The 24,853-nt window shown below is 75.3% G+C and carries 24 protein-coding genes; 16 read left to right on the forward strand and 8 right to left on the reverse strand.

Translation table 11 applies throughout. The annotated features are described in order from the left end of the window. The first annotated feature begins 10 nt into the window (after nucleotides 1–10). The 7 genes from ACUN9U_RS10045 (at nucleotide 11) to ACUN9U_RS10075 (ending at nucleotide 7,471) form a co-directional block, all read left to right on the forward strand. Nucleotides 11–700 (forward strand): response regulator, encoded by a 690-nt coding sequence (locus ACUN9U_RS10045; RefSeq protein WP_445484908.1) that lies wholly within the window; start codon nucleotides 11–13, stop codon nucleotides 698–700. A gap of 11 nt (nucleotides 701–711) precedes the next feature. Then, nucleotides 712–1,449: an HAD family hydrolase gene (locus ACUN9U_RS10050; protein WP_445484818.1), complete on the forward strand. Its 738-nt coding sequence runs from the start codon at nucleotides 712–714 to the stop codon at nucleotides 1,447–1,449. A gap of 158 nt (nucleotides 1,450–1,607) precedes the next feature. After that, entirely contained in the window at nucleotides 1,608–3,323 is a 1,716-nt protein-coding gene (locus ACUN9U_RS10055; protein WP_445484819.1) for an ABC transporter substrate-binding protein, read from the forward strand. Between the two features lie 23 nt (nucleotides 3,324–3,346). Further along, nucleotides 3,347–4,351 carry an ABC transporter permease gene (locus ACUN9U_RS10060; RefSeq protein ID WP_445484820.1) on the forward strand — a complete coding sequence of 335 codons (1,005 nt, stop codon included), beginning with the start codon at nucleotides 3,347–3,349 and terminating at the stop codon, nucleotides 4,349–4,351. A 16-nt stretch (nucleotides 4,352–4,367) separates the two neighbouring features. After that, complete coding sequence (locus ACUN9U_RS10065; protein ID WP_445484821.1) at nucleotides 4,368–5,294, forward strand: ABC transporter permease; 927 nt, start codon at nucleotides 4,368–4,370, stop codon at nucleotides 5,292–5,294. Beyond that, on the forward strand, nucleotides 5,295–6,314 hold the full coding sequence (locus tag ACUN9U_RS10070; RefSeq protein WP_445484822.1) for an ABC transporter ATP-binding protein: 1,020 nt from the start codon (nucleotides 5,295–5,297) through the stop codon (nucleotides 6,312–6,314). Then, nucleotides 6,311–7,471, forward strand: a complete 1,161-nt coding sequence (locus ACUN9U_RS10075; RefSeq protein WP_445484823.1) for an ABC transporter ATP-binding protein — start codon at nucleotides 6,311–6,313, stop codon at nucleotides 7,469–7,471. The genes ACUN9U_RS10070 and ACUN9U_RS10075 overlap by 4 nt, the downstream gene beginning before the upstream one ends. 12 nt (nucleotides 7,472–7,483) lie before the next feature. Here ACUN9U_RS10075 and ACUN9U_RS10080 read toward each other — a convergent pair whose 3' ends face one another. The 3 genes from ACUN9U_RS10080 to ACUN9U_RS10090 form a co-directional block, all read right to left on the reverse strand. After that, nucleotides 7,484–8,584 carry a class I SAM-dependent methyltransferase gene (locus tag ACUN9U_RS10080; protein ID WP_445484824.1) on the reverse strand — a complete coding sequence of 367 codons (1,101 nt, stop codon included), beginning with the start codon at nucleotides 8,582–8,584 and terminating at the stop codon, nucleotides 7,484–7,486. 150 nt (nucleotides 8,585–8,734) lie between these two features. Further along, nucleotides 8,735–10,357 carry a putative bifunctional diguanylate cyclase/phosphodiesterase gene (locus ACUN9U_RS10085; protein WP_445484825.1) on the reverse strand — a complete coding sequence of 541 codons (1,623 nt, stop codon included), beginning with the start codon at nucleotides 10,355–10,357 and terminating at the stop codon, nucleotides 8,735–8,737. 362 nt (nucleotides 10,358–10,719) lie between these two features. Continuing rightward, the gene (locus ACUN9U_RS10090) at nucleotides 10,720–11,652 is read right to left on the reverse strand and encodes a RecB family exonuclease (protein ID WP_445484826.1); all 933 of its coding nucleotides are present in this window, start codon (nucleotides 11,650–11,652) and stop codon (nucleotides 10,720–10,722) included. A 193-nt stretch (nucleotides 11,653–11,845) separates the two neighbouring features. On the opposite strand from ACUN9U_RS10090, the gene ACUN9U_RS10095 reads away from it, so the two are divergent. The 3 genes from ACUN9U_RS10095 (at nucleotide 11,846) to arc (ending at nucleotide 16,125) form a co-directional block, all read left to right on the forward strand. Continuing rightward, nucleotides 11,846–13,012 (forward strand): site-2 protease family protein, encoded by a 1,167-nt coding sequence (locus tag ACUN9U_RS10095; protein WP_445484827.1) that lies wholly within the window; start codon nucleotides 11,846–11,848, stop codon nucleotides 13,010–13,012. Nucleotides 13,013–13,060: 48 nt separating this feature from the next. After that, the gene (locus ACUN9U_RS10100; protein WP_445484828.1) at nucleotides 13,061–14,188 is read left to right on the forward strand and encodes a tRNA (adenine-N1)-methyltransferase; all 1,128 of its coding nucleotides are present in this window, start codon (nucleotides 13,061–13,063) and stop codon (nucleotides 14,186–14,188) included. Between the two features lie 137 nt (nucleotides 14,189–14,325). Continuing rightward, nucleotides 14,326–16,125, forward strand: coding sequence for a proteasome ATPase (gene arc / locus ACUN9U_RS10105; protein WP_445484829.1), 1,800 nt, complete (start codon nucleotides 14,326–14,328; stop codon nucleotides 16,123–16,125). Between the two features lie 22 nt (nucleotides 16,126–16,147). Here the strand turns inward: arc and ACUN9U_RS10110 are convergent, their stop codons facing one another. After that, nucleotides 16,148–16,567 (reverse strand): DUF3054 domain-containing protein, encoded by a 420-nt coding sequence (locus ACUN9U_RS10110; RefSeq protein WP_445484830.1) that lies wholly within the window; start codon nucleotides 16,565–16,567, stop codon nucleotides 16,148–16,150. Nucleotides 16,568–16,591: 24 nt separating this feature from the next. Here ACUN9U_RS10110 and dop point away from each other — a divergent pair, with 24 nt between their 5' ends. After that, entirely contained in the window at nucleotides 16,592–18,160 is a 1,569-nt protein-coding gene (gene dop / locus ACUN9U_RS10115; protein ID WP_445484831.1) for a depupylase/deamidase Dop, read from the forward strand. Here dop and ACUN9U_RS10120 read toward each other — a convergent pair. The 3 genes from ACUN9U_RS10120 to ACUN9U_RS10130 are packed head-to-tail and all read right to left on the reverse strand — an operon-like array spanning nucleotide 18,149 to nucleotide 19,701. Continuing rightward, on the reverse strand, nucleotides 18,149–18,631 hold the full coding sequence (locus ACUN9U_RS10120; protein WP_445484832.1) for a hypothetical protein: 483 nt from the start codon (nucleotides 18,629–18,631) through the stop codon (nucleotides 18,149–18,151). The genes dop and ACUN9U_RS10120 overlap by 12 nt on opposite strands. Beyond that, a complete protein-coding gene (locus ACUN9U_RS10125) occupies nucleotides 18,624–19,100 on the reverse strand; it encodes an SRPBCC family protein (protein ID WP_445484833.1) in 477 nt (158 codons plus the stop codon). The genes ACUN9U_RS10120 and ACUN9U_RS10125 overlap by 8 nt, the downstream gene beginning before the upstream one ends. A gap of 34 nt (nucleotides 19,101–19,134) precedes the next feature. Beyond that, complete coding sequence (locus ACUN9U_RS10130; protein ID WP_445484834.1) at nucleotides 19,135–19,701, reverse strand: hypothetical protein; 567 nt, start codon at nucleotides 19,699–19,701, stop codon at nucleotides 19,135–19,137. 159 nt (nucleotides 19,702–19,860) lie between these two features. On the opposite strand from ACUN9U_RS10130, the gene ACUN9U_RS10135 reads away from it, so the two are divergent. Then, the gene (locus ACUN9U_RS10135; RefSeq protein ID WP_445484835.1) at nucleotides 19,861–20,535 is read left to right on the forward strand and encodes a response regulator transcription factor; all 675 of its coding nucleotides are present in this window, start codon (nucleotides 19,861–19,863) and stop codon (nucleotides 20,533–20,535) included. After that, nucleotides 20,532–22,016 (forward strand): sensor histidine kinase, encoded by a 1,485-nt coding sequence (locus ACUN9U_RS10140; RefSeq protein WP_445484836.1) that lies wholly within the window; start codon nucleotides 20,532–20,534, stop codon nucleotides 22,014–22,016. Before ACUN9U_RS10135 ends, ACUN9U_RS10140 begins: the two co-directional genes overlap by 4 nt. Here ACUN9U_RS10140 and ACUN9U_RS10145 read toward each other — a convergent pair. Beyond that, nucleotides 22,013–22,849: a HEAT repeat domain-containing protein gene (locus ACUN9U_RS10145; protein ID WP_445484837.1), complete on the reverse strand. Its 837-nt coding sequence runs from the start codon at nucleotides 22,847–22,849 to the stop codon at nucleotides 22,013–22,015. The genes ACUN9U_RS10140 and ACUN9U_RS10145 overlap by 4 nt on opposite strands. A 120-nt stretch (nucleotides 22,850–22,969) precedes the next feature. Here ACUN9U_RS10145 and ACUN9U_RS10150 point away from each other — a divergent pair, with 120 nt between their 5' ends. From ACUN9U_RS10150 to prcA, 3 genes are read left to right on the forward strand one after another with little or no spacing between them, the layout of a single operon-like run. Further along, the gene (locus ACUN9U_RS10150; protein WP_445484838.1) at nucleotides 22,970–23,176 is read left to right on the forward strand and encodes a ubiquitin-like protein Pup; all 207 of its coding nucleotides are present in this window, start codon (nucleotides 22,970–22,972) and stop codon (nucleotides 23,174–23,176) included. Further along, the gene (prcB, locus tag ACUN9U_RS10155; protein WP_445484839.1) at nucleotides 23,173–24,015 is read left to right on the forward strand and encodes a proteasome subunit beta; all 843 of its coding nucleotides are present in this window, start codon (nucleotides 23,173–23,175) and stop codon (nucleotides 24,013–24,015) included. The genes ACUN9U_RS10150 and prcB overlap by 4 nt, the downstream gene beginning before the upstream one ends. Then, nucleotides 24,012–24,827 carry a proteasome subunit alpha gene (gene prcA / locus ACUN9U_RS10160; protein WP_445484840.1) on the forward strand — a complete coding sequence of 272 codons (816 nt, stop codon included), beginning with the start codon at nucleotides 24,012–24,014 and terminating at the stop codon, nucleotides 24,825–24,827. Before prcB ends, prcA begins: the two co-directional genes overlap by 4 nt. Nucleotides 24,828–24,853: the final 26 nt, after the last annotated feature.

Raw genomic sequence — 24,853 nt, forward strand, 5'->3', positions numbered from 1 at the left:
GTTCGGCGGCGTGCCTCCCGCCGACGACGTGATCCGGGTCCTCCTGGTCGACGACCAGCAGCTGCTGCGCGCCGGCTTCCGCATGGTCATCGACTCCCAGCCCGACCTGCACGTGGTGGGGGAGGCCGGCGACGGCGAGCAGGCGGTGGCCATGGCCACCGCCGTCCGGCCCGACGTGGTGCTCATGGACGTGCGCATGCCCCGGGTCGACGGCATCGAGGCGACCGCGCGCATCACCGCCTCGCTGCCCGACTCGAGGGTCGTCGTCCTCACCACCTTCGACCTCGACGAGTACGCCCTGGCCGCGATCCGCGCGGGCGCCAGCGGCTTCCTGCTCAAGGACGCCCCGCCGGAGGAGCTGCTCGCCGCGGTGCGCACCGTCCACGCCGGCGACGCGGTCATCGCGCCGTCGACCACCCGGCGCCTGCTGGAGCACGTCGCACCGCTGCTGGCCGCCGAGGCCGCCGAGGCCGGCGGCGGTGGCACCAGCCCGCTCGACGCGCTCACCGAGCGCGAGCGCGAGGTGCTGGTGCTCATGGCCCGCGGGCGGTCCAACACCGAGATCGCCGGTGACCTGTTCGTGGCCGAGGCGACCGTGAAGACCCACGTCGGCCGGGTGCTGGCCAAGCTCGGCGCCCGCGACCGGGTGCAGGCGGTGGTCACCGCCTACGAGACGGGGCTCGTGAGGCCCGGCGGGTAGCCTCGCCGCGCGTGAGCGACGCACCCCCCGCCCAGGCCGACCGGCACCCGCTGCCGCACCCGCTGCCGCAGGCGGTGCTGTGGGACATGGACGGCACGCTGGTCGACACCGAGCCGTACTGGTTCGAGGCGGAGTTCGCCCTCGTCGCCGAGCACGGCGGCACCTGGTCCGAGGACCAGGCGCGCTCCCTGGTCGGCTCCGACCTGCGCGAGTCCGCCCGCCGGCTGCGCACCGAGGGCGGAGTCGACCTGGTCATCGACGACGTCGTCGCCGAGCTCCTGCGCCGCGTCGTGGACGCGGTGCGTCGCGAGGTGCCGTGGCGCCCCGGCGCCCGGGAGCTGCTGGGCGCGCTCGGCGAGGCCGGTGTGCCGTGCGCGCTGGTGACGATGTCCTGGGAGGTGCTGGCCCGCGAGCTGGTGGCGGCGCTGCCCGAGGGCACCTTCGCGGCGGTGGTCACCGGCGACGCCGTCCGCCGCGGCAAGCCCGCCCCCGACCCCTACCTCGAGGCGGCCCGGCGCCTGGGCGTCGAGCCCTCCCGCTGCGTGGCCCTGGAGGACTCCACCACGGGCGTGACCAGCGCGCTCGCGGCCGGCGTGCCCACCGTCGGCATCCCCTGCGTGGTCGAGCTGGAGGCGCGCCCCGGCCTGGTGCGCGTGGCCTCCCTGGAGGGCCGCGACCCGGCCTGGCTGGCGGCCGTCGCAGCCGGTGCCGCGGGAGACGAGGGAGCCTCCCGGCCCGTCCGGCGCTGACGCGCCGGTGACGGGCCGCCGACCGGCGCGTGACCGGATCGTGACCCGCGAGCCCGCCCCCGGTGGTGTCCACCGGTCCATCGACGGCCTAACGTGCTCCGCGCCGCAGATCCAGCACACCGGCTGCGGCTCGACCGTCGATGCTCGAGGAGACCCCTGTGCGAGCCCTCCGCCGCCCCGCAAGCCCCGCACCCCGCCGTGCGGCGCGCCTGGTCGGGGCTGCTGCCGCCGTCCTGGCCACCGCCGTGGCCCTCACGGGCTGCGCGCAGAGCCAGCGCGACACCTCCTCCGGGGAGGGGTCCGGCGGCTCCGGCTCCGGCGGGGGCACCTTCGTCTTCGCGGCCTCCTCCGACCCGGTCATGCTCGACCCGGCGTTCGCCTCCGACGGGGAGACCTTCCGCGTGGCGCGTCAGATCTTCGAGGGCCTGGTCGGCACCCAGCCCGGCACCGCCGACCCCGCGCCCCTGCTGGCGGAGAAGTGGACCGGCAGCGAGGACGGCCTGAGCTGGACCTTCGACCTCAAGCAGGGCGTGAAGTTCTCCGACGGCACCGACTTCGACGGTGAGGCCGTCTGTGCCAACTTCGACCGCTGGTACGACTGGACCGGGGTCAACCAGTCCGGGAACATCAGCTACTACTACGGCTCGATCTTCAAGGGCTTCAAGACCAGCGACGACCCGGCCAAGCAGGGCGGCATCTACGGCGGCTGCACCGCCCCGTCGGCCAGCCAGGCCGTGGTGACGCTGACGCAGCCGTTCGCCGGCTTCATCCAGGCCCTCTCGCTGCCGGCGTTCTCCATGCAGAGCCCCACGGCGATGGAGGAGCACGACGCCGACAACACCGGCGGCACCGAGGACGACCCCCGCTTCTCCGCCTACGCCACCGAGCACCCCACGGGCACCGGGCCGTTCCTCTTCGACTCCTGGGAGCGCGGCCAGCAGGTCACCCTCAAGGCGAACCCCGACTACTGGGGTGAGAAGCCGAAGGTCGACGAGGTCATCATCCGCACCATCGCCGACGGCAACGCCCGCCTGCAGGCGCTGCAGGCCGGTGACATCGACGGCTACGACCTCGTGGCCCCCGGTGACATCGACGGCCTGAAGGCCGGCGGGTTCCAGGTGGTCAACCGCCCCGCCTTCAACATCCTCTACCTCGGGTTCAACCAGGCCGACCCGGCGCTGGCCGACGTCCGCGTGCGCCAGGCGATCTCCCACGCGATCGACAAGAACGCCGTCATCAGCCAGTCCCTGCCCGACGGCAGCACCCCGGCGATCGAGTTCATCCCCGAGACGGTGGCCGGCTACAACCCCGACGTCACGACCTACGACTACGACCCCGAGCGCGCCAAGCAGCTGCTCGCCGAGGCCGGCCAGTCGAACCTGACGATCGACTTCAACTACCCGACCGACGTCTCGCGGCCGTACATGCCGAGCCCGGAGGCCACCTTCACGGCCATCCAGAGCCAGCTGCAGGCGGTGGGCATCACCGTGAACCCCGTGGCCAACAAGTGGAGCCCGGACTACCTCGACAAGATCCAGGGCAGCTCCGAGCACGGCATCCACCTGCTGGGCTGGACCGGTGACTACAACGACCCCGACAACTTCCTCGGCGTCTTCTTCGGCCAGGAGTCCAACGAGTGGGGCTTCGACAACGCCCAGCTCTTCGACGCCCTGACCGCCGCCCGCGGCCTGCCCACGCGCGACGAGCAGATCCCGGCCTACCAGGCCATCAACGAGCAGATCGCGCAGTTCGTCCCGGGCGTGCCGATCTCCTCGCCGGTGCCCTCCCTGGCCTTCGCCCCGACCGTGCAGGGCTACCAGCCCTCGCCCGTGCAGGACGAGGTCTGGAACACCGTCACGCTGTCCGAGTCCTGAGCCCGCAGGGCTGACAGCACCTCGTGCTGAGGTTCGTCGTCCGGCGCCTGCTGCTGCTGGTGCCGGTGCTGGCGGGGCTCGTGGTCCTGCTCTTCGCATGGCTGCGGGCCCTGCCCGGCGACCCGGCGCGCGCGCTGCTCGGGCAGCGCGCGACGCCGGAGTCCATCGCCCAGGTCAACGCCGCCTACGGCTTCGACCAGCCGCTGCCGGTGCAGTTCGCGACCTACGTGGGGCGGCTGGCCCGCGGTGACCTGGGCTCCTCGAGCTCCTCGGGGGAGCCGGTGCTCGACTCCTTCCTGTCGCGCTTCCCGGCCACCATCGAGCTCAGCGCTGCGGCGCTGCTGTTCGCCGTCGTCCTGGGGATCCCGCTGGGGTACGCCGCGGCGCGGCGCGCCGGCGGGGCGCTGGACACGCTCATGGTCGGCGGCTCGCTGCTGGGCGTGACCATCCCGGTCTTCTTCCTGGCGTACCTGCTCAAGATCGTGTTCTCGCAGTGGCTGCCGTGGCTGCCGACCTCGGGGCGTCAGGACCCGCGCATCGACGCCACGCACGTCACGGGCTTCTACGTGCTCGACGGGATCCTCACGCGGGAGTGGGACGCCAGCTGGGACGCGGTGGTCCACCTCGTCCTGCCGGGCATCGCGCTGGGCACCATCCCGCTGGCGATCATCGTGCGCATCACGCGCGCCTCGGTGCTGGAGGTGCTGGGGGAGGACCACGTGCGCACCGCGCGCGCCAAGGGGCTGCCGCGGGCCCTCATCAGCCGCCGCCACGTGCTGCGCAACGCGCTGCTGCCCGTGGTCACCACCATCGGCCTGCAGACGGGCCTGCTGTTCTCCGGCGCCGTGCTCACCGAGTCGGTGTTCGCCTTCAACGGCATCGGCAGCTACCTGTTCCAGGCCATCAGCCAGCTCGACTACGCCGTGCTTCAGGGGTTCATCCTCTTCATCGCGCTGACGTACGCGCTGGTCAACCTCGTCGTCGACCTGCTCTACGGCGTCATCGACCCCCGGGTGAGGCTCTCGTGAGGCAGCGGAGGACGTCATGACGCAGGTCTCCGACGCGCTCGGACCGGCCACCCCCAGCGCGCCCGACCCCGACGCCGTCGGCAGCGGGGGCCTGTGGGCGAGCGCCTGGCGCCGGCTGCGGCGCAACCCCACCGCCATCGCCGGCGCGGTCATCGTGGCGGCGTTCCTGCTGGTGGCGCTGTTCGCGCCGCTCATCGCCCCGGGCACGCCCGGGGTCCCGCTGCCCAACAGCGGTGTGACGCCGTCCTCGGTGCCCGGTCCCTCCCCGGGCCACCCGCTCGGGCTGGACAGCACCGGCACCGACCTGCTCACGCAGCTGGTCTACGGCGCGCGGCAGTCGCTGCTCATCGGCGTCGTCTCCACCTCCCTGGGCCTGGCCGGCGGGGCGCTGCTCGGGGTGCTGGCCGGCGGCATCGGCGGCTGGGTCGACACCGTGGTGATGCGCCTGGTCGACATCCTGCTGTCCATCCCCTCGCTGCTGCTGGCGGTCAGCGTCGCGGCGGTGCTGGGGCAGCGGCCCCTGTCGGTGATGATCGCCATCGCGGCGGCCCAGGTGCCGATCTTCGCGCGGCTGCTGCGCGGGTCGATGCTGGCCCAGCGCGGCTCGGACTACGTGCTGGCGGTGCACTCCCTGGGGGTGCGGCGGCGCACGGTGGTGATGAGCCACCTGCTGCCCAACTCCCTGGGCCCGGTCATCGTGCAGGCCACCCTGACGCTGGCGACGGCGATCATCGAGGTCGCCGCGCTGAGCTACCTGGGCCTGGGCGCCTCCAACCCCTCCACCGCGGAGTGGGGGCGCATGCTGGTCAACGCGCAGTCGCGCCTGGCCACCGACCCGCACCTGGCCATCTGGCCGGGTGCCTGCATCGCCGTCACCGCGCTCGGCTTCACCCTGCTCGGTGAGGCGATGCGCGAGGCGCTCGACCCCAAGGGCAGGAAGTAAGTGGCACTCCTGGAGGTCAGGGACCTCTCCGTGGCCTTCCCCGGCGGGTCCGGGCGCGGCTCGTCGTCGTCGAAGGCCGTCGACGGGGTCTCCTTCGACGTCGAGGCCGGCCGGGTGGCCGGGCTGGTCGGGGAGTCCGGGTCCGGCAAGTCGGTGACGTCGCTGGCGGTGATGGGCCTGCTGCCCAGGACCGCCCGGGTGAGCGGCACGGCGGCCTTCGACGGGCGCGACCTGCTGGCGCTGCCCGAGAAGGAGCTGGAGGGGGTGCGCGGCCGCGACGTCGCGATGGTCTTCCAGGACCCGATGACCTCGCTCAACCCCGTCGTCACCGTCGGCACGCAGATCACCGAGGTGCTGCGCCGCCACACCGGGGCCTCGCGGCGCGCGGCGCGGGACGAGGCCGGTGAGCTGCTGGCCCGGGTCGGCATCCCGGCGCCGGTGCGGCGGCTGCGCGAGTACCCCCACCAGCTCTCCGGCGGCATGCGCCAGCGCGCCATGATCGCCATCGCGCTGGCGTGCCGGCCCAAGCTGCTCATCGCCGACGAGCCCACCACCGCCCTCGACGTCACCATCCAGGCGCAGGTGCTGGAGCTGCTGGCCGACCTCGTGCACGAGCGGGGCACCGCGATGCTCCTCATCACCCACGACCTCGGCGTGGTGGCCGGCCTGTGCGACACGGTGACCGTCATGTACTCCGGGCGCGTGGTGGAGCGGGCCGGGCGCCACGAGCTGTTCGCCAGGCCCCGCCACCGCTACACCTCGGGCCTGCTGGCCTCGGTGCCGCGCCTGGACGCCCCGCGCGGGCAGCGGCTGCAGCCGATCCCCGGCACGCCCCGCGACGTCATCGGCTGGACCGACGGGTGCGCCTTCGCCCCCCGCTGCACGGCCGCTGCCGACGACTGCCGGGTGCCGGACCTGCCCCTGGAGCAGGACGACGACGCGCCGGTCGCGGCCGGGCAGCACCTGCTGCGCTGCGCGCACCCCGTCCCGGCCGACCACCCCGAGGAGCGCAGCGCATGAGCGCCCACCGAGCCGACGACCAGCGACCCGACGACCAGCGACCCGACGACCAGCGAGCCGGCGACGTGCTGCTGTCCGCGCGCGGCGTGGCCGTGCACTACCCGGGCCGCGGCGGGCTGCTGCGCCGTGCCGGGTCCCCGGTCAAGGCCGTGGACGGCGTGGACCTCGACGTGCGGCGCGGGGAGACCTACGGCCTCGTGGGGGAGTCCGGCTGCGGCAAGTCGACCCTCGGGCGGGCGCTGCTGCGCCTGACCGAGCCGACCGCGGGCACCGTCACCCTGGACGGCACCGACCTGCGCTCGCTGGGCACCGAGCAGCTGCGGCGGGCCCGCCGGCGGATGCAGATGGTCTTCCAGGACCCGATGGCCAGCCTGGACCCGCGCATGGACGTCGAGGCGGCCATCGGGGAGCCGCTGCGCGCCCACGGGCTCCACCCCGGCAGGGGTGAGCGGGCGGCGCGGGTGCGCGAGCTGCTCGGGATGGTCGGGCTGCCGGCCTCGGCGGCCACCAGGTACCCGCACGAGTTCTCCGGCGGGCAGCGCCAGCGCATCGGCATCGCGCGCGCGCTGGCCGCCGAGCCGGCGCTCGTCGTCGCCGACGAGCCCGTGAGCGCCCTGGACGTCTCGGTCCAGGCGCAGGTGCTCAACCTCCTGGAGGACCTGCAGGACGCCCTGGGCCTGACCTACCTGGTCATCGCCCACGACCTCGCGGTGGTGCGCCACTCCAGCGACAGGGTCGGGGTGATGTACCTCGGCGGCATCGTGGAGGAGGCCGACTCCGACGACCTGTACGCCCAGCCGCTGCACCCGTACACGCTCTCGCTGATGTCGGCCGTGCCGGTCCCGGACCCGGTGGTGGAGGACGGCCGGGAGCGCATCCTGCTCACCGGTGACCTGCCCAGCCCCGCCGACCCCCCGTCGGGCTGCCGGTTCCACACGCGCTGCCCCTTCGTGCAGCCCACCCGGTGCGCCGACGAGCGCCCCGCGCTGCGCGAGCTGGGACTGCCCGGGGTGGGAGCGCCGGCCGGCGCACCCACCCGCGCGGTGACCGGGGGCAGCCCGCACCGGGTGGCGTGCCACTGGGCCGAGGCGATCCGCGACGGCCGGCTGCAGCCGTCAGCGGCTTCCCACGACCCCGCGGCGGTGGAGCCGGTCTGAGCCGGGGCGGGACTACCTGACGACGTCGACGACGGCGTAGACCCCGTCCTGGGGAATGCTGATCGTCGTCCGCTCCAGCGGCAGGCCGGCGCGCCGCACGAGGCCCACCAGCTCCTCGACGCTGCGCGGCACCAGCAGGGGCCAGCCGATCGCCCGCTGGTTGAAGTGCAGCTCGCGGCGGTCCGACAGCATGTTGGCCACCACGAGCGACCCTCCGGGCCGCAGGAGCCGGAAGGCCTCGCGCAGCAGTCGGACGCACGACGCGTCGCGGAAGTACTCGAAGATGCCGAGCGCTTCCACGAGGTCCGCGGTGCCCTCGCCGACCTCCTCCACCAGCCTCGGGCGCACCAGGAGGTCACGCACCAGGTCCCGCTGGAGGAGGACGACGTCGAGGCCCTCCTGCAGACCGTGCTCGGTGAGCATGCGCCGAGCGAGCGCCAGCGCCTCCGGGTCGATGTCCACGAGGGTCAGGTGGGGGCGGAGCGCCAGCCCCTCGAGCCCGGCCATGGCGTCGAGCACGGGGACTGCGGCCCCGCTGGCGAGGCTGACCCAGCGGGGCGGGAGGCCTTCGCGACCCGTGGTCACGCCGCGCCGTGCGATCTCCTGGAGGACGACGGCCCGGGTCCGGACCCCGATCGAGTCGAGGGCGTCGCGGTAGATGCTCGCCGCGGTCTCGTCGAGGGCCGCCCCGGACGGCAGGTGGCTGATGCCGGGGCGCTGGACGGGGAGGAGGGCACCAGCTCCGGGGACGAGCCGGACCCTCCACTCCCGCATCGTGGGTGAGGCGTAGAAGTACTCGGACGCGGGGTTCCTGATGACCAGCTCGCCGTCGCGCACCACCGGCGCCTCCCACTCGGGGTGGGCTCGCAGAACGGCGTCGTGGGCGGCGAACTCCGCTTGGAGCGTGGCGCGCGTCGGGGACGCGGAGTGCGCGTCGTCGACCCCGAGGCGGCGGTGCCTGACCCCGTCGACGACGTCGAGCACGTCGACCGACAGCTCGACCCGCCCGCGGCGCTGGTGGGGCAGGACCCGGCGCTCTCCTGTGACCGGGCCGGCGTGCCGGGGGAGGGCCTGCTGCGGCACGCGTCCGCCCAGCGAAGGATCGACGACCACAGACCCGCCTTACGTGCGACGACGAGGAGCGCCGGCGCTGAGGAGCACCCGGTGCGTCCGATCGTCTCCGCTGGGGAGGCAGCATCCGGGGAGGACACGCCGCCGGTTGATCGCGAAGGACCGGGTGAGTGACTTCGGGTAGTCACACCCCTACTGAGAGTTCTTGCTCCGTGCACCGGACCGCGCCGGCACCGCGTCCCCGGCCCCAGCCTGCAGGTCCTCGCGCGGTCGTCCGAAGTACCAGCCCTGGACGGCGTCACAGCCGTTGGCGGCCAGCCACTCGGCCTGCTCGCGGCTCTCCACCCCCTCGGCCACGACCCGCAGCTGGAGGGCGCGTGCCATGGCCAGGATCGCGCGCACGAGGGGTGCCTCCGCTGCGGTCGAGCCGATGTCGTCGGTGAAGCTCTTGTCGATCTTGAGGATGTCGACACCGGACCGGCGCAGCCGGTCGAGGCTGGAGTAGCCGACGCCGAAGTCGTCCATCGCCGTGCGCACACCGAGCTGTCGCAGCTGGTGGAGGTTGTTGACGAGGTGGAAGGACTCGATGTCGTAGTGGCTCTCCACGAGCTCCAGGACGAGCCGCTGCGGCGGCAGCCCAGCGTCTTGCAGCGCGGACTGCACCGTCCGCCAGTACGTGGGCTCCTGGAGCTCTCGCCCTGAGGCGTTCACGGTCACGTACGGCAGCACTCCGTCCCGGCTCGTCCACGAGGCGGCCGTGGCGCAAGCCGTCCGCAGCACCCACTCGCCGAGCTCGACGATGGCGCCGGACCGCTCCGCCTCGGGCAGGAACTCCACCGGCGGCACCAGGCCGCCTCGAGGGTCGCGCCACCGCACCAGCGCTTCTGCGGCGACCGTGGCGCCGGACCTCGGGTCGACGATCGGCTGGTAGTGCACGACGAACTCCTCGCGCACCAGCGCCTCGTGGATCTCGCGCCCGTCCGGGCCGGAGCCCGTGTGCTCGTGGGTCCTCGCCCTGCCGTCGCGCTTGGCGGTGTAGACGGCGGACTCCGCGCGCGCGGTGAGCATGGAGGCGGACTCACCGGGCTCGTGCTGGGCGAGGCCCGCTGAGCAGGTGACCCCCATGGGCAGGACGGCGTGGAGGCGGGCGACGAGCGCAGTCGCCTGCTGGCCGGAGGTCTGGGGCATCACCACCCCGAACTCGTCGGCTCCCAGCCGCCCCAGCGTCACGTGCCCGGGGAGGACGCCCGCCCACGCCTCCGCGACGTCCTGGAGGAGGCGGTCACCCGCGGCGCGCCCGTGGAGGTCGTTCCAGGCCTTGAAGTGGTCGAGGTCGAGCAGCGCGTAGGTGAGCTTCCTGGTCGAGCCGCTGGAGGCGATCGCCTCGTACAGGGCCCTCTCCAGGCCGCGCCGGTTGGCGAGGCCCGTGAGCTGGTCCTCCTCGGCGCGCTGCAGGGCGTGCGCCATCCAGCCCACGACAGCGCCGAGGAGGATCGCGACGGCCCACACGACGACCTGCTCCGCCGGGCCCACCCCAGCGCTGAGGGCGAGGGCTGGCGCGCCGATCGCGATGGTCGCCACCAGGTGCGCCGTGGCCGGGCGGGGCGGGAGGAGCATGAAGGCGTAGCCGGGTGAGAGGCAGTAGACCGCGGCGTAGGCCACGGCGCTCGCACCGCCGCCGGAGGACACCAGTGCCGTCGTGATGAGGAGCACCCCTCCGGCGGTCGTGACGTGCGGGAGCAGCCTGGTGGACCGCCCCCTCAGCACGATCATGCCGAGACCACTGACCACGGCGACCCAGTTCACGATCCTCACGACGAGGACGTCGCGGTCCGGGGCGGCGCTGGGCAGGTAGGTGCTGAGGATGACCGCGACACCGGTCGCGATGAAGAGGGAACCGCTGAGCCACGCGACGGCCGGACGCGCCGTGACGACCGATCCCCGCCGCGGACGCCACCGCACGGCCCGGACGGCGCTGCTCAGCGGACCGCTCCGCTCCTCCGGCCCGCCGAGCACCCTGCTCCACGAGCGCGCGCCGGAGCGCAAGGCGCGGCTCCCGGAGGGAGCTGCGTCCGCGTTCCCGGGCGCGCCGGGGACGTGCAGGCGGCTGCTCACGCCCTCCAGATCGGCATGAGGCGGAGATCACCTCACCGCGGACGCCCGACCGGAGCAGGTCGTCACCCGATCGGGGCGTTCGCGGTGTCGACAGCAGCTCCCGACCGGTCGGCGATCACCACGGGCAGCGGCGGGGGAGTGCCGCCGAAGGCCGGGCACAGGGCCTGGTGGGCGCACCAGCCGCACAGCTTGCTGGTGCGGGGTCGCCAGTCACCGCTCTCCCGGGCCCTCTCGATGGCCGCCGAGAGCGCTTCCAGCTTGCGCTCGGTGGCCAGCAGCTCGTCCTCGGTGGGCTGCAGGCGCAGCACCACGCCGTCGCCGAGGTAGACCAGCTGCAGCAGGGCGGGCACCACGCCCCGCAGCCGCCAGACCGCCAGGGCGTAGAAGCGCATCTGGAAGAGCGCCTTGCCCTCGAAGCCCTCGCCGGGGGAGCGGCCCGTCTTGTAGTCGACCACGCGCACCAAGCCGTTGGGCGCGACGTCGACCCTGTCGATGATCCCGCGCAGCAGCAGGCCGGACTCCAGCTGGGTCTCCACCCTCAGCTCGCGCTCGGCGGGCTCGAGGCGGGTGGGGTCCTCCAGGGTGAACCACGTGCGCACCAGCGCCGCGGCGGACTCCAGCCAGGCGCGCTCCGCCGCGGACTCCTCGAACAGCGAGGCGACGTCGGGCTCGTCGACCTGCAGCTGCTCCCAGCGGCCCGGCAGGAGCCCCTCGGCGGCCTGGGGGGTGCGCGCCTCGGCCGGCAGGTCGAAGAGGTGCTCCAGCGCCGAGTGCACCAGCGTGCCGCGCACCGCCGCCGGCGAGGGCGGCTCGGGCAGCTTGTCGACGGTGCGGAAGCGGTACAGCAGGGGGCACTGCTGGAAGTCGCTGGCGCGCGACGGCGACAACGAGCGCCGGGGCGGCCCGGCGTCCGCGGCCGCCGGGTCGGCGGCAGCGTGGGTGCCGGGAGCTGCCGGGGGGACCTGGGCGACCTCGGTGGCGGGGGAAGCTGGCACGTCGCCCACGGTAGGCGCCACCACCGACACCCGGCCCCGTCCTCAGCCCCGGGAACTCAGCCCCGGATCCAGGCCCAGGTCCCAGCCCCGGGACCCCGGCCTCGGGGCCCCGGTGCCCGGCACGCCCGCGGAGCGCCGCCGGCGCCGCCGCCGGTGGCGCGGGCGTGATCGGGCGCCACGTACCCTGGCGGGCGTGGCTGGGGCGACGTCCGAGCGCTCCGAGGGCCTGGTCCTGGGGCGCCTGCTGGGCGTGCCCGTGGTCCTGGCCCGCTCCTGGTTCGTCATCGCCCTGCTCATCACCGTCCTCTTCCACGGCTCGGTGGTGCGGGCTGCCCCCGGGCTGGGGCCCGTGGCCTCGTACTCGGTCGCCTTCGGCTACGCGGTGCTGCTGGGCGTCTCGGTGCTCGTCCACGAGCTCGCCCACGCCGTGGTCGCCCGCGGCTTCGGGCTGCCCGCCACCCGCATCGTCCTGACCCTGTGGGGCGGGCACACCCAGTTCGAGGCCGACCTGCCCTCGCCGTGGCGCAGCTTCGCCGTCGCCGTCGCTGGCCCGCTCGCCAACGGCCTCCTGGCGGCGCTCGCCTACCTCCCGCTGCTCCTCGTGGCGCTGCCGCCGCTGCCGACGCTGCTGCTCACCGCCGCGGTGCTCACCAACGCCTTCGTGGCCCTGTTCAACGTGCTGCCCGGCCTGCCCCTGGACGGCGGCCGGCTGCTGGAGGCGCTCGTGTGGCGCCTGACGGGGGACCGGGACCGCGGCACCGCCGCCGCGGGGTGGACCGGGCGCGTGCTCGCCGTCGTCGTGCCCGTCCTGGCCGTCGGCTGGCCCCTGCTGCGCGGCGGGCGGCCTGACGTCATCACCGTGGTGTGGGCCGGGGTGCTGGGCGCGGTGCTGTGGACCGGCGCCGGCGCGGCGCTGCAGGGCGCCAGCATCCGGCGCCGCGCCCCCCGCGCCCGCGCCCGCGAGCTGGCCCGGCCCGCCGTCGGCGTCCCCGCCACCGCCTCCCTGGCCGAGGCCCTGGCCGCGGCCTCGGCCGCCGGTGCCGCCGCCGGCGTCCAGGGCGGCGCCTGGGTGGTCCTGCTCGGCCCGGACGGCCGGCCCGGCGGCCTGCTCGACCCCTCCGCCGTCGCCGCGGTGCCCCCCGAGCGGCGGGCCGGCGTGCCGGCCGCCTCCGCGGCGCGCGCGCTGCTGCCCGGCACGGTGCTGCACGAGCAGCTGCAGGGCACCGACCTGCTGCGCGCGATGTCGGGCCAGTCCAGCGAGGAGTGGGTGGTCGTCGACGACGCCGGCGCGGTGCGCGGCCTGCTGCTCGCCCGCGACGTCGTCGCCGTCGTCATGGGCCCGCGCGCCACCCGCCGCTGACCCCGCCCCGCCCCCACCACAGCACCAGTCCTGAGGAGTGATCGAGCCGTGAGCACCGGCTCCGCGCTGCGGCGCGGCCCCTTCCGGGTGGGTGACCGGGTGCAGCTGACCGACCCCCGCGGTCGCCTGCACACCATCACCCTGGCGCCCGGCGCCACCTTCCACACCCACCGCGGCCACCTGCGCCACGAGCAGCTCATCGGCGCGCCCGACGGGTCGGTGGTGGTGAGCACCTCCGGGCACGAGTACCTGGCGCTGCGCCCGCTGCTGGCCGACCACGTGCTGTCCATGCCGCGCGGCGCGGCGGTGGTCTACCCCAAGGACGCCGCCCAGGTCGTCGCCATGGCCGACGTCTTCCCGGGCGCGCGGGTGGTGGAGGCCGGCGTCGGCTCCGGTGCGCTGTCGATGTCGCTGCTGCGGGCGGTCGGCGACGACGGCCACGTGCACTCCTTCGAGCGCCGGGCCGACTTCGCCGACATCGCCCGCGGCAACGTCGAGGGCTTCTTCGGCGGCCCCCACCCCGCCTGGCGGGTCACCGTCGGCGACCTGGCCGAGGCGCTGGTCGACCCCGAGCACGGCGAGGAGCCGGGCAGCGTCGACCGGGTGGTGCTCGACATGCTCGCGCCCTGGGAGTGCCTGGAGGCGGTGGCGACCGTGCTCGCGCCCGGCGGGGTGCTCATCGCCTACGTCGCCACCGCCACCCAGCTGTCCCGGCTGGCCGAGGACCTGCGGGGCGCCGGCTGCTGGACCGAGCCCAGCGCGTGGGAGTCGCTCGTGCGCGGCTGGCACCTCGAGGGGTTGTCGGTGCGGCCGGAGCACCGCATGGTCGGGCACACCGGTTTCCTCATGACCAGCCGGCGCCTGGCGCCGGGCACCACCCCGCCGCAGCGCCGCCGGCGCCCGGCGCCCGGGGCCAGCGACGAGTCCGGGACGCTGGTGTCGCCGTGGGCGGAGGAGGACTTCGACGACGCCGCGCTCGGCGTGCGCGGCACCTCCGACAAGAAGCTGCGGCGCTCGGCGCGCGACGCGGCCCGGATCGCCGACGCCGCGTCGTCGTCCGCGTCGTCGTCCGCGTCGTCGTCCGCCTCGTCGTCCGCCTCGTCGTCCGCCTCGTCGTCCGCCTCGTCGTCCGCGTCGTCGCCCGAGCCGTCGGGACCGCTCCGGGCGCCGTCCTAGGAGTCGTCTTCGTCACAGCCGGGTGACGGTCCCGTTGCGGGCAAGGGGTTCTCACCGCGCGGCGTCTGACCCGGGAGTTATCGTCGAGCACGGACTCGACTCCGGCCCGCCCCGCGCGGGTCGAGCGGAGGTGTGCCATGTCAGACGCGAGCTCAGGGACCCACCCGGCGGCGGAGCGCCGCCCGGCCCAGGCCGAGGTGGAGCTCCCGGCCGAGCACCACGAGCCCCCTGCCCAGCGGCGTGCGGTGGAGGGCCTGCGCGAGGAGGTGGGTGCCCTGCGACGGCGCCTGGCGGAGAGCCCTGCCCGCACCCGGGCCCTGGAGGAGCGGGCCGCCGAGCTCGAGCGGCAGCTGGCGGCCTCGACGTCCCAGAACGACAGGCTGGTGCGCACCCTCACCGAGGCCCGCGCCCGGCTGGTCGAGCTCAAGGGCGAGGTCGAGCGCCTCGCGCAGCCGCCCTCGGGCTACGCCACCTTCCTGGAGCTCCACGAGGACGGCACCGCCGACGTCGTGCAGGCCGGGCGCAAGGTGCGCGTGGCCGTCAGCCCCGCCGTGGACGCCGGCGCCCTCGGCCACGGCCAGGAGGTGCTGCTCAACGAGTCCCTCAACGTCGTCCGCGCCGGCGGGTACGACCGCATCGGCGAGGTGGTGACCCTCAAGGAGGTCCTCGACGGCGGCCGGGCCCTGGTGACGGCGCAGGCCGACGAGGAGCGCGTGGTCCGCCTGGCGGCGCCCCTGCAGGCCGAGAAGCTGCGCGTGGGTGACGCGCTCAACCTCGACCCGCGCAGCTCGGTGGTCTTCGAGAAGGTGCCGAAGGCCGAGGTCGAGGAGCTCCTCCTGGAGGAGGTGCCCGACATCGAGTACAGCGACATCGGCGGTCTGTCCGGGCAGATCGAGGCCATCCGCGACGCGGTGGAGCTGCCCTTCGCCCACCCCGAGCTCTTCCGCGAGCACGGCCTGAAGGCGCCCAAGGGCATCCTGCTGTACGGCCCGCCCGGCTGCGGCAAGACGCTCATCGCCAAGGCGGTGGCCCGCTCGCTGAGCAAGCAGGCCGCCGAGCGGCAGGGCAAGTCCGAGGTGCGCAGCTACTTCCTCAACATCAAGGGCCCCGAGCTGCTCAACAAGTACGTGGGGGAGACCGAGCGGCACATCCGCCTGATCTTCGCCCGCGCCCGGGAGAAGGCCTCCGAGGGCACGCCCGTCATCGTCTTCTTCGACGAGATGGAGTCGCTCTTCCGCACCCGCGGGTCCGGGGTCTCCTCCGACACCGAGACGACGATCGTGCCGCAGCTGCTCGCCGAGATCGACGGCGTGGAGCGCCTGGAGAACGTCATCGTCATCGGCGCCTCCAACCGCGAGGACATGATCGACCCGGCCATCCTGCGCCCGGGTCGCCTCGACGTGAAGATCAAGATCGAGCGCCCGGACGCCCAGGCCGCCCACGACGTGTTCGCCAAGTACCTGACGCCCGACCTGCCGCTGCACGCCGACGACCTCGCCGCCCACGGCGGGTCCCCGTCGGCCACGGCCGCGGCGATGATCGAGCGGACCGTGGAGCGCATGTACGCCGAGTCCGAGGAGAACCAGTTCCTCGAGGTGACCTACGCGAACGGCGACAAGGAGGTCCTGTACTTCAAGGACTTCAACTCCGGCGCGATGATCCAGAACATCGTCGACAGGGCCAAGAAGTCCGCCATCAAGGACCTGCTGACCACCGGGCAGCGCGGCATCCGCATCGAGCACCTGCTGGACGCCTGCGTGGACGAGTTCAAGGAGAACGAGGACCTGCCCAACACCACCAACCCCGACGACTGGGCGCGGATCTCGGGCAAGAAGGGCGAGCGGATCACCTACATCCGCACGATCATCCAGGGCAAGCAGGGCTCCGAGCCCGGCCGCAGCATCGACACCGTCAACGGCACGGGGCAGTACCTCTAGCCCTCGCTGCGAGCCCTCGCCGCTAGTCCTGGCCGCGTGGCCCGTGCGCGCTGGCCCGCCTGCTGCCGAGCAGGCGGGCCAGCGGCGCGCCCAGCGCGCGCCACCCCAGCAGCAGCACCGCCAGGACCACGGCGCTGACCACCACGAAGCTGCCGGCGCTGCCCTGGCCCGAGACCAGCCGCAGGAGGTGGCCGCCCACCAGGGCGCCAGCCCACACAGCCGGCCCGGCGGGGGCGACGGCGAGGGGGTGCCAGCGGCGCAGGGCGACCACGAGCCAGCCGAGCGCGAGGCCGGCCAGGAACGGCCACGCGGTGGTCGCCAGGCCCGCCAGGGCGCCCGCCTCGCCGTGCGAGCGCCGCCCGACGGCCGCGAAGACCAGCACCAGGGCGGTGTCGGCCGCCAGCGCCGCGGCCAGGACGGGGGCTGCTGCGCGTCGGGGCACCGGCCGAGCCTAGGCTGGCCGGTGATGAGCGTGCGCCGGGTCGTGGGCATCGAGACCGAGTACGGCGTCTCGGCGCCGGGGCACCCGGAGGTCGACCCGGTGCTGCTGTCCAGCCAGGTGGTGGCCAGCTACGCCGCCCCCCTGGTCTCCGGGCGGCGCACCGGGCCGCGGTGGGACTACGAGGACGAGGCGCCCCTGCGCGACGCCCGCGGCTACGAGGTGCCCCGCAGCGCGGCGCACTCCAGCCAGCTCACCGACGCCCCCGGGCGCCGCGAGGCCGGCGACGGCGCGGCGCTGGGCAGCGAGGACCCCGCCAGCGCCAACGTCGTGCTCACCAACGGCGCGCGCCTGTACGTCGACCACGCCCACCCGGAGTACTCCTCCCCGGAGGTCACCGGCCCCCTGGCCGCGGTGCGCTGGGACCGGGCGGGGGAGGCGGTGATGCGCCGCGCCGCGCAGCGCGTGGCGGCCACGCCGGGGCTGCACCCGGTCAACCTCTACAAGAACAACACCGACGGCAAGGGCGCCTCGTACGGCACGCACGAGAACTACCTCATGGCCCGCACCACGCCGTTCGGCGCCGTCGTGCGCGGCCTGGTGCCCTTCTTCGTCAGCCGCCAGGTGGTCTGCGGCGCCGGCCGGGTGGGCCTGGGGCAGCGCGGGGAGGAGCCGGGCTTCCAGCTGTCCCAGCGCGCCGACTACTTCGAGACCGAGGTCGGCCTGGAGACCACCCTCAAGCGCCCCATCATCAACACCCGCGACGAGCCGCACGCCACCGCCGACCGCTACCGGCGCCTGCACGTCATCATCGGCGACGCGAACCTGTGCGACGTCGCGACCTACCTCAAGCTCGGGACCACGGCCCTGGTGCTCGACATGGTCGAGGCGGGCACGGCCCCCGACCTCGCGGTGGCCGCGCCGGTGGCCGAGCTCCACGCGGTCAGCCACGACCCCTCCCTGCGGCACCGGGTGCGCCTGGCCGACGGCACCGAGCTCACGGCGGTGCAGCTGCAGCGGCGCTACCTGGAGGCCGCCCGCGCCCACGTCGAGGCCCGCGGCGGAGGGCCCGACGACGCCGCCCGCGCCGAGACCGCCGACGTGCTCGAGCGCTGGGAGCAGGTGCTCACCGACCTCGAGGCCGACCCGTTCCGGCTGGCCGGCCAGCTGGACTGGGTGGCCAAGCTGCGCCTGCTGCAGGGCTTCCGCGATCGCGAGCACCTCGCCTGGGACGCGCCCCGGCTGGCCCTCATCGACCTGCAGTACGCCGACGTCAACCCCGCCAAGGGCCTGCACGCCCGGCTGCGCGCGCGCGGCGTCGTGGAGGAGCTGGTCAGCGACGCCGAGGCGGAGGCCGCCAGCACCGAGCCCCCCGAGGACACCCGCGCCTGGTTCCGGGGGCAGTGCCTGTCGCGGTACTCCCGCGACGTGGCCGCCGCGAGCTGGGACTCGGTGATCTTCGACGTGCCCGGCCGGGGGGCGCTGCAGCGGGTCCCCATGCTCGAGCCCCTGCGCGGCACCCGCGCCGGCACCGAGGCCCTGCTCGACCGCTGCGCTGACGCCGCCGCGCTGGTCGACGCGCTGTCAGGCCGCTGACCCGCCGCCGGGGTCTGCCGGAGGACGCTGACCGGGCCGGGGGGAGCGCGTGCCGAGCACCACGACGAGGCTGAGGGCGAGCAGCACCGCGGTCACCGGCGTCCACAGCGCGCGCTCGGGGACCGAGCGCGAGGCGGCGTTGAGGACGACGCCGACCGCCGCGTAGCAGGTCGTCACCCAGGCGAGCGTCCCCACGGCGCGCCGCGGTGCCCGGGCCACCGGACCGGCGCCGGCGCGCCCCAGCAGAGCGCCCGCCATCACGACCAGCAGCAGGGCCGAGCCGACCGCGACCGCGCGCCCGGAGGCGCCCAGCGCGCCGCGCGTGCCTCCGCCCTGCGTCCACCGGCCCCACGGCGCCCCCGCGGCCACGGCGACCTGGAAGGCCGCCACCGCGCCCAGCACCAGCGCGGCGGCCACCGCGGCCCGGCGCGGCCACGGCCCCGCCGGGCGCGCGGGCGCCGGGTCAGCCACGTCCGCCACCGGTGCCGGGCCCGCCGCCGCGCAGCTCCCGCTCCAGGCCGGCCACCAGCTCGCCGGTGACCCGGCGCAGGCCCCGCGGGGCGAAGGTGCGCTCGAAGAAGCCGCCGACGCCGCCGGCGCCGTCCCACGTCGTGGTGCTCCTCACGGTGCAGCTGCTGATGCCGGAGGGCACCACCTCCCAGCGGGTGACCATCGAGGAGCGGGTGTCCCGCTCCACCAGGGCGCCCTCGGCGTCCTCGGTGACCTCCACCAGCTGGTCGCGCACGCGCTTCCGCGTGGCCTGGAAGCGCCAGCCCACCGCCGTCCCCGCGCCCGTGCCGCCCCGCTCGACGCGGTAGTCGCTGTAGGCGGCGGGCATGGCCGCGCGCCGGGCGCCGGTGTAGTCGGCCAGCGCCGCACGCAGCTGGTGGGCGGCGACGGCGGCGGTGTGCTCGCTGGTGGCGGTGACGCGGGGGCTCATCCCCCCAGTCTCCCGGAGCTGCTCGGGCGGTGCGTCAGCCCGCCAGCGGGCCGGAGGGCACCAGCCCGCGCCAGGGGGCCCCGCCGGACAGGTCGCGCAGCGCCAGCCCGTTGACCTCGTAGACGTCGGCGTCGTCCAGGTCGTCATCGTCATCGTCATCGTCATCGTCGTCGTCGCGGACGAGGAGGGTCACCTGCTGGCCGACCAGGCCGTCGAGCTCGGCGGCGAAGGGCTCGGCGGAGCCGTCGCCGTCGTAGTCCTGCAGCGGCGGGGCGGAGGCGATCCACTCCGAGGGGCCGAAGTCGACCTCGATGCCGTTCACGGTGAAGTCGTCGTAGCGGTCGTCCAGGTCGTCATCGTCGTCGCCACGGACCAGGACTCCCTGGATCGTCTGCAGCGCGCTGACCGGCGCCGCGGACGACGGAGCGGGGGAGGCGCTGCCGGGCGGGGCCGTGGGGGTCTCGGTGGCGCTGGACGCGGGGGCGACGTCGCCGACGGCGACGCCACCCACGGTCCGGGTGTCATCGCTGCCGCAGGCGCTCAGGGCCGCGGCCCCCAGCAGTCCGGCGGTGAGGAGGGCGAAGGTGCGCTGACGGGTCATGGGGTCCTCCAGGGTCCACCCGGTGGTTCCGGGGGGGCGCTCGTTGCGCCGACGTCCCCAACAGTCCCCGGCGGGTGTGGCGCCTCCCTGTCGTGCACCTGACGCTCCTGTCATGTTCGCGCCAGGTGGCTCCCGTGCCGTCACGGGATGATGTCGGCCATGGCGGTGCTGGTGGTCGAGGACGAGGCGGGCATCACCGCCTTCCTGCGCAGGGGCCTGGAGTCGGCGGGCTTCGCGGTGCTGTCCGAGTCCGGCGGGCGCGCCGGAGCTCTCGCGGCCCAGCGGGAGGACGTCGAGCTGGTCATCCTCGACCTGGGGCTCCCCGACCTGCCCGGGGAGCAGGTGCTCGCGCGCATCCGCGCTGCCCGCCCCGCGCTGCCCGTCATCGTGCTCACCGCGAAGGACGCCGTCGCCGACCGGGTGGCCAACCTCGAGGCCGGCGCCGACGACTACGTCGTCAAGCCGTTCAGCTTCACCGAGCTGCTCGCCCGCGTGCGCGCTCGTCTGCGCCAGCCCGCGCAGCCGTCGTCGGTGGTGCTCAGCGCCGGTGGGCTCACCCTGGACGTCCGCACCCGTCGCGTCCGCGTGCTCGACGAGCACGGAGCGGCGGGTCGGGAGGTGGCGCTCTCGTCGAGGGAGTTCGCGCTGCTGGAGACCCTGCTGCGCCACCCCGGGCAGGTGCTCTCACAGGTGCAGCTGCTCGACAGGGTCTGGGGCTACGACTTCGACGGCGCCAGCAACGTGGTGGAGACGTGCGTGCGCCACGTCCGCCGCAAGGTCGGCGCCGAGCGCATCGAGACCGTCCGCGGCGCCGGGTACCGGCTGGTCGCGTGAGCAGCCCGCCCGGCACCCGGGGGCCGGCGAGGCAGTCCGTGCGGCGCGGTGCCGCCCTGCACGTGCGGCTGACGGCCGTCGCCCTCGCGGTGATGACAGCGACCCTGGTCGGCGCCGGGCTGGCCGCGGCCGAGCTCGTGCGCGTCGGCGACCGCGCCTCCCTCGACCAGCTCCTGTCCGACCAGCTGACCGACCTGCGCACCGACCTCCCGGAGCTCCTGCGCGACCAGGCCGGCACCGACGGAGCCGTCTCGCCCGAGGGCGTGCGGGCGGCGGCGGGCGCCTACCTGCTGACCCACGACGGCAGCGCCCGGCACCTGCTCGTCCTCGACGTCGGCGGGAGCGTCACCTTCTCCGACGCCGGCCCGGCGGCGCTGCGCGACCTGCTCCTGCGCGGAGAGCTCCCCGCCGGTGAGCCGGGCCGGGTCGTCACCGAGCCCTCGTCCGCCGGGCAGGTCCGGGTGCTCAACGCCCCCATCGAGGTGGGCGGGCAGGAGGTGGCCACCGCGCTCGTCGCGGGCAGCCTGGAGCCGGGACGGGCGCAGGCCGCGGAGGTGCTGCGCCGCACCGCCCTGGCCGGAGGGGTGGGGCTGCTGCTGGGCGGGGCCGTCCTCGTCGTCGCCGTCCGCCGGGCCACCGCCCCGCTGCGCCACCTGGCGCGGGCCGCCGGCGACGTCGACCTCGCCGCCCTCCCCGACCAGCCGGTGCACCTGCCCGGTGCCGACCGCGGTGACGAGGTCGGGGTGGTGGCCGGGGAGGTGGAGCGCATGCTCAGCCGCATCAGCCGCGACGAGGCGCTGCGCCGCCAGCTGCTCGCGGCGGTCTCGCACGAGCTCCGCACCCCGCTGGCCGTCGCCCAGGGCCACCTGGAGGTCTTCGAGCTCACCGCCGCTGTCCAGGCCGACGACGACGCCGCCACCACCGCCGGAGTCCTGCGCCGCGAGCTCGACAGGCTCCACCGCATCGTCGACGACCTCACCGCCGTCACCCGCGGGGGCTCCGCCGACGCCGCCGCGGCCGACGCCGTCTTCGTGCCCGACCTGCTCACCGCCGTCGCGGAGCGCTCGCGGGGGCTCGGGCTGGAGGACGTCGACGTGCAGGCCGAGCGCGAGGCACCCGCCGTCGTCGTCGTCGGTGACGAGGACCGGATGGTGCAGGCGCTGCTCAACCTCGTGCTCAACGCTCGCACGCACACCCCGCCCGGGACCCGCGTGCGGGTGGCGGCGAGCCGGCGCGAGGACGGCTGGGTGGTGCTGGAGGTCGCCGACGACGGCCCCGGGATGGATCCCGCCGTCGCCGACGTCGCGTTCGAGCCGTTCGTCACCACCCGCGCCAGCGGCGACACGCGCGGTTCCGGGCTCGGGCTGTCGGTGGTGCGGTCGGTGACGCAGGCCCAGGGCGGCACGGTGGACCTGCGCACGGGGCCTCGAGGGACCACCGTGTCACTGGCGTTCCCGCCGGAGGAGGGCGAGCGGCCCTAGTCGCCCGCCGGGCCGCCCGCGCTCGCGGTGCGCACCTCGGCGGCGAGCGCCGCCAGGGCGGGCAGCAGGTCGGCGGCGGTCAGCCAGGGCTCGTCGAGCTCGGTGTCGGGGTCGTCCAGGGCGCGGGTGAGCGCAGCGCGGACGGCGGGCTCACCGCGGGCGTCACCGCGGCGCACCAGCCCCAGCGCTGCCAGCGCCCCGGCCTCGCCCGGGGCGTCCAGCCGGGCGGCCAGGGCGTCGGCGACGTCGGGGGCCGCGGCCGCCCCGGTGGGCTCCAGCTGCTCGGCGAGGACGAAGACGGCCTGCTCGGCCACGTCGTCGTCGACGTCGGCGGTGGCGGCCACGAGGGCGCTCACGACGCGCCGGCCGTCGTCGCCCTCGACGGCCTGCGCCGCCGAGCCCAGCACCAGCGGCAGGCACGCCACGGCCTGCCAGCGCACGTCCGGGTCCTCGTCGCGGACGAGGGCGCCCAGGACGTCAAGCCCCTCCGGCGACGGTCCGGCGGCGCCGAGGGCCTTCGCCGCGGCCCAGCGCAGGTCGGCGTCCTCACCGGTGGCCGCCTGCGCGGCCTGGTCGGCCACCTGGGCACGGGCCTGCTCGCGCTGCTCCAGGGGCAGCGGGGAGGCGGGGCCGGCGAGCACCGAGGAGAGCTCCAGGCCCACCTGGCGCACCACCGGCCGGGGGGAGGACCACCACGTGGCCGCGTCGCGCAGGGCGCCCGGGCGGCGCGCGTGCGCCGCCAGCGCCGCCGGGAAGGCGGCGCCGGTGCCCTCCCGGGCCTCGAGCAGCTCGGTGGGGGGCTCGGCGGGCTGGTCGGTGGGGTGCTCGGGCACGGCGCCGATGCTGCCAGGTGCCGCTCGCGCGCCCGGCGGCCGCGCCTACGATCGAGGGAGCACGACCCGTCCGCCACGGGCAGGACGGGCCAGCCGAGGTCTCACCTGGAGGGGGCAGCGATGCCAGGACAGGAGCAGCAGCGTCCGTCGCGGCGCGACAAGGACGGCGCCGAGCACGAGGTCGAGCCGCTGCCGCGCGCCGGGGCGCAGGCGGAGGAGTCCACCGCCACCGACGACGTCGACGCGCTCCTGGACGAGATCGACGACGTCCTGGAGTCCAACGCGGAGCAGTTCGTCCGCCAGTACACGCAGAAGGGCGGCCAGTGACGTCAGCTCCGCTGCCGCCGGCCTTCACCACGCCCGGCAGCTCCTCCTTCACCGACTTCCTCGGGGCGCAGGCCCCCGAGCTGCTGCCCGGGCGCCGCGCAGGGACCTCGCAGGGCGGCTCGGCGGGGGCCGCCCCGGGTGAGCACCTGGCGCCGCACGGCACCACCATCGTGGCGCTGACCTTCCCCGGCGGCGTGGTGATGGCCGGTGACCGGCGCGCCACCGCGGGCTCGATGATCGCCAGCCGTGACATCGAGAAGGTCTTCCCCGCGGACGCGTGGAGCTGCGTGGGCATCGCGGGGTCTGCGGGCCTGGCGGTGGAGCTGGTGCGCCTGTTCCAGGTGGAGCTGGAGCACTACGAGAAGATCGAGGGCGCGCTGCTCAGCCTCGACGGCAAGGCCAACCGCCTGGCCACGATGGTCCGCGGCAACCTCGGCCTGGCCATGCAGGGCCTGGCCGTGGTCCCGCTCTTCGCCGGGTACGACCTGGCCCGCCAGACCGGGCGCATCTTCAGCTACGACGTCACCGGCGGCCGCTACGAGGAGCACGAGCACCACGCCGTCGGGTCCGGCTCGCTGTTCGCCCGCGGCGCGCTGAAGAAGCTGTGGCGCCCGGGCCTGGACGCCGGCGCTGCCGTGCGGGTGGCCGTGGAGGCCCTCTACGACGCCGCCGACGACGACTCCGCCACCGGCGGCCCCGACGTCGTGCGCCGGATCTGGCCCGTCGTCGCCGTGGTCACCGCCGAGGGGTACGCCCGCGTGGGCGAGGAGGAGCTGGGCCGGGTGGCCGAGACCGTCATCGCTGACCGCGCCCGCGAGCAGGAGGGGCGCCGCCGATGAGCATGCCGTTCTACGTCAGCCCCGAGCAGCTGATCCGGGACAAGGCCGACTACGCCCGCAAGGGCATCGCCCGCGGGCGGTCCGTCGTGGTGGCCGAGTACGCCGGGGGCATCGCCTTCGTCGCGGAGAACCCCTCCAAGGCGCTGCACAAGGTCAGCGAGATCTACGACCGCATCGGCTTCGCCGCGGTCGGCAAGTACAACGAGTTCGAGAACCTGCGCGTGGCGGGCGTGCGCTACGCCGACCTGCGCGGCTACTCCTACGACCGCGCCGACGTCACCGCGCGCGGGCTGGCCAACGCCTACGCCCAGTCCCTCGGGGCGGTGTTCACCAGCGAGCCGAAGCCGCTGGAGGTGGAGGTGGTCGTGGCGCAGGTGGGACCCGAGCCGGGCACCGACCAGCTCTACCGCCTCACCTACGACGGCTCGGTGGCCGAGGAGCACGGCGTGGTCATCATCGGCGGGCAGACCGAAGCGGTGGTCGGTCCGCTGCGCGAGGGCTGGCGCGCCGACCTCGACCTGCCGGGCGTGCTGGCGCTGGCGCTGCGGGCGCTCGCGCCCGACCCCGCCGGTGGTCCGGCGCGCACGCTGACCGCCGAGCAGCTGGAGGTGGCCGTGATGGAGCGCTCCCGGCCGCGTCGCACCTTCCGGCGCCTGGAGGGACCGGTGCTGCAGGCCGTCATCGACGGCGGCTCCGCCGCGGCGGCGCCGGCTCCCGTGTCGGCGGCGCAGGCCGCCGCCGCGCAGACGCCGCCGTCCTCCGGGCACTCCGGGCTGCCCTCGGACGTCGTCGACCTGCCGCCCGCTGACTGACGCGCTCCCGCCGGTCCTGGGGTCTG

It is taken from the genome of Quadrisphaera sp. KR29 (genome assembly GCF_052644995.1).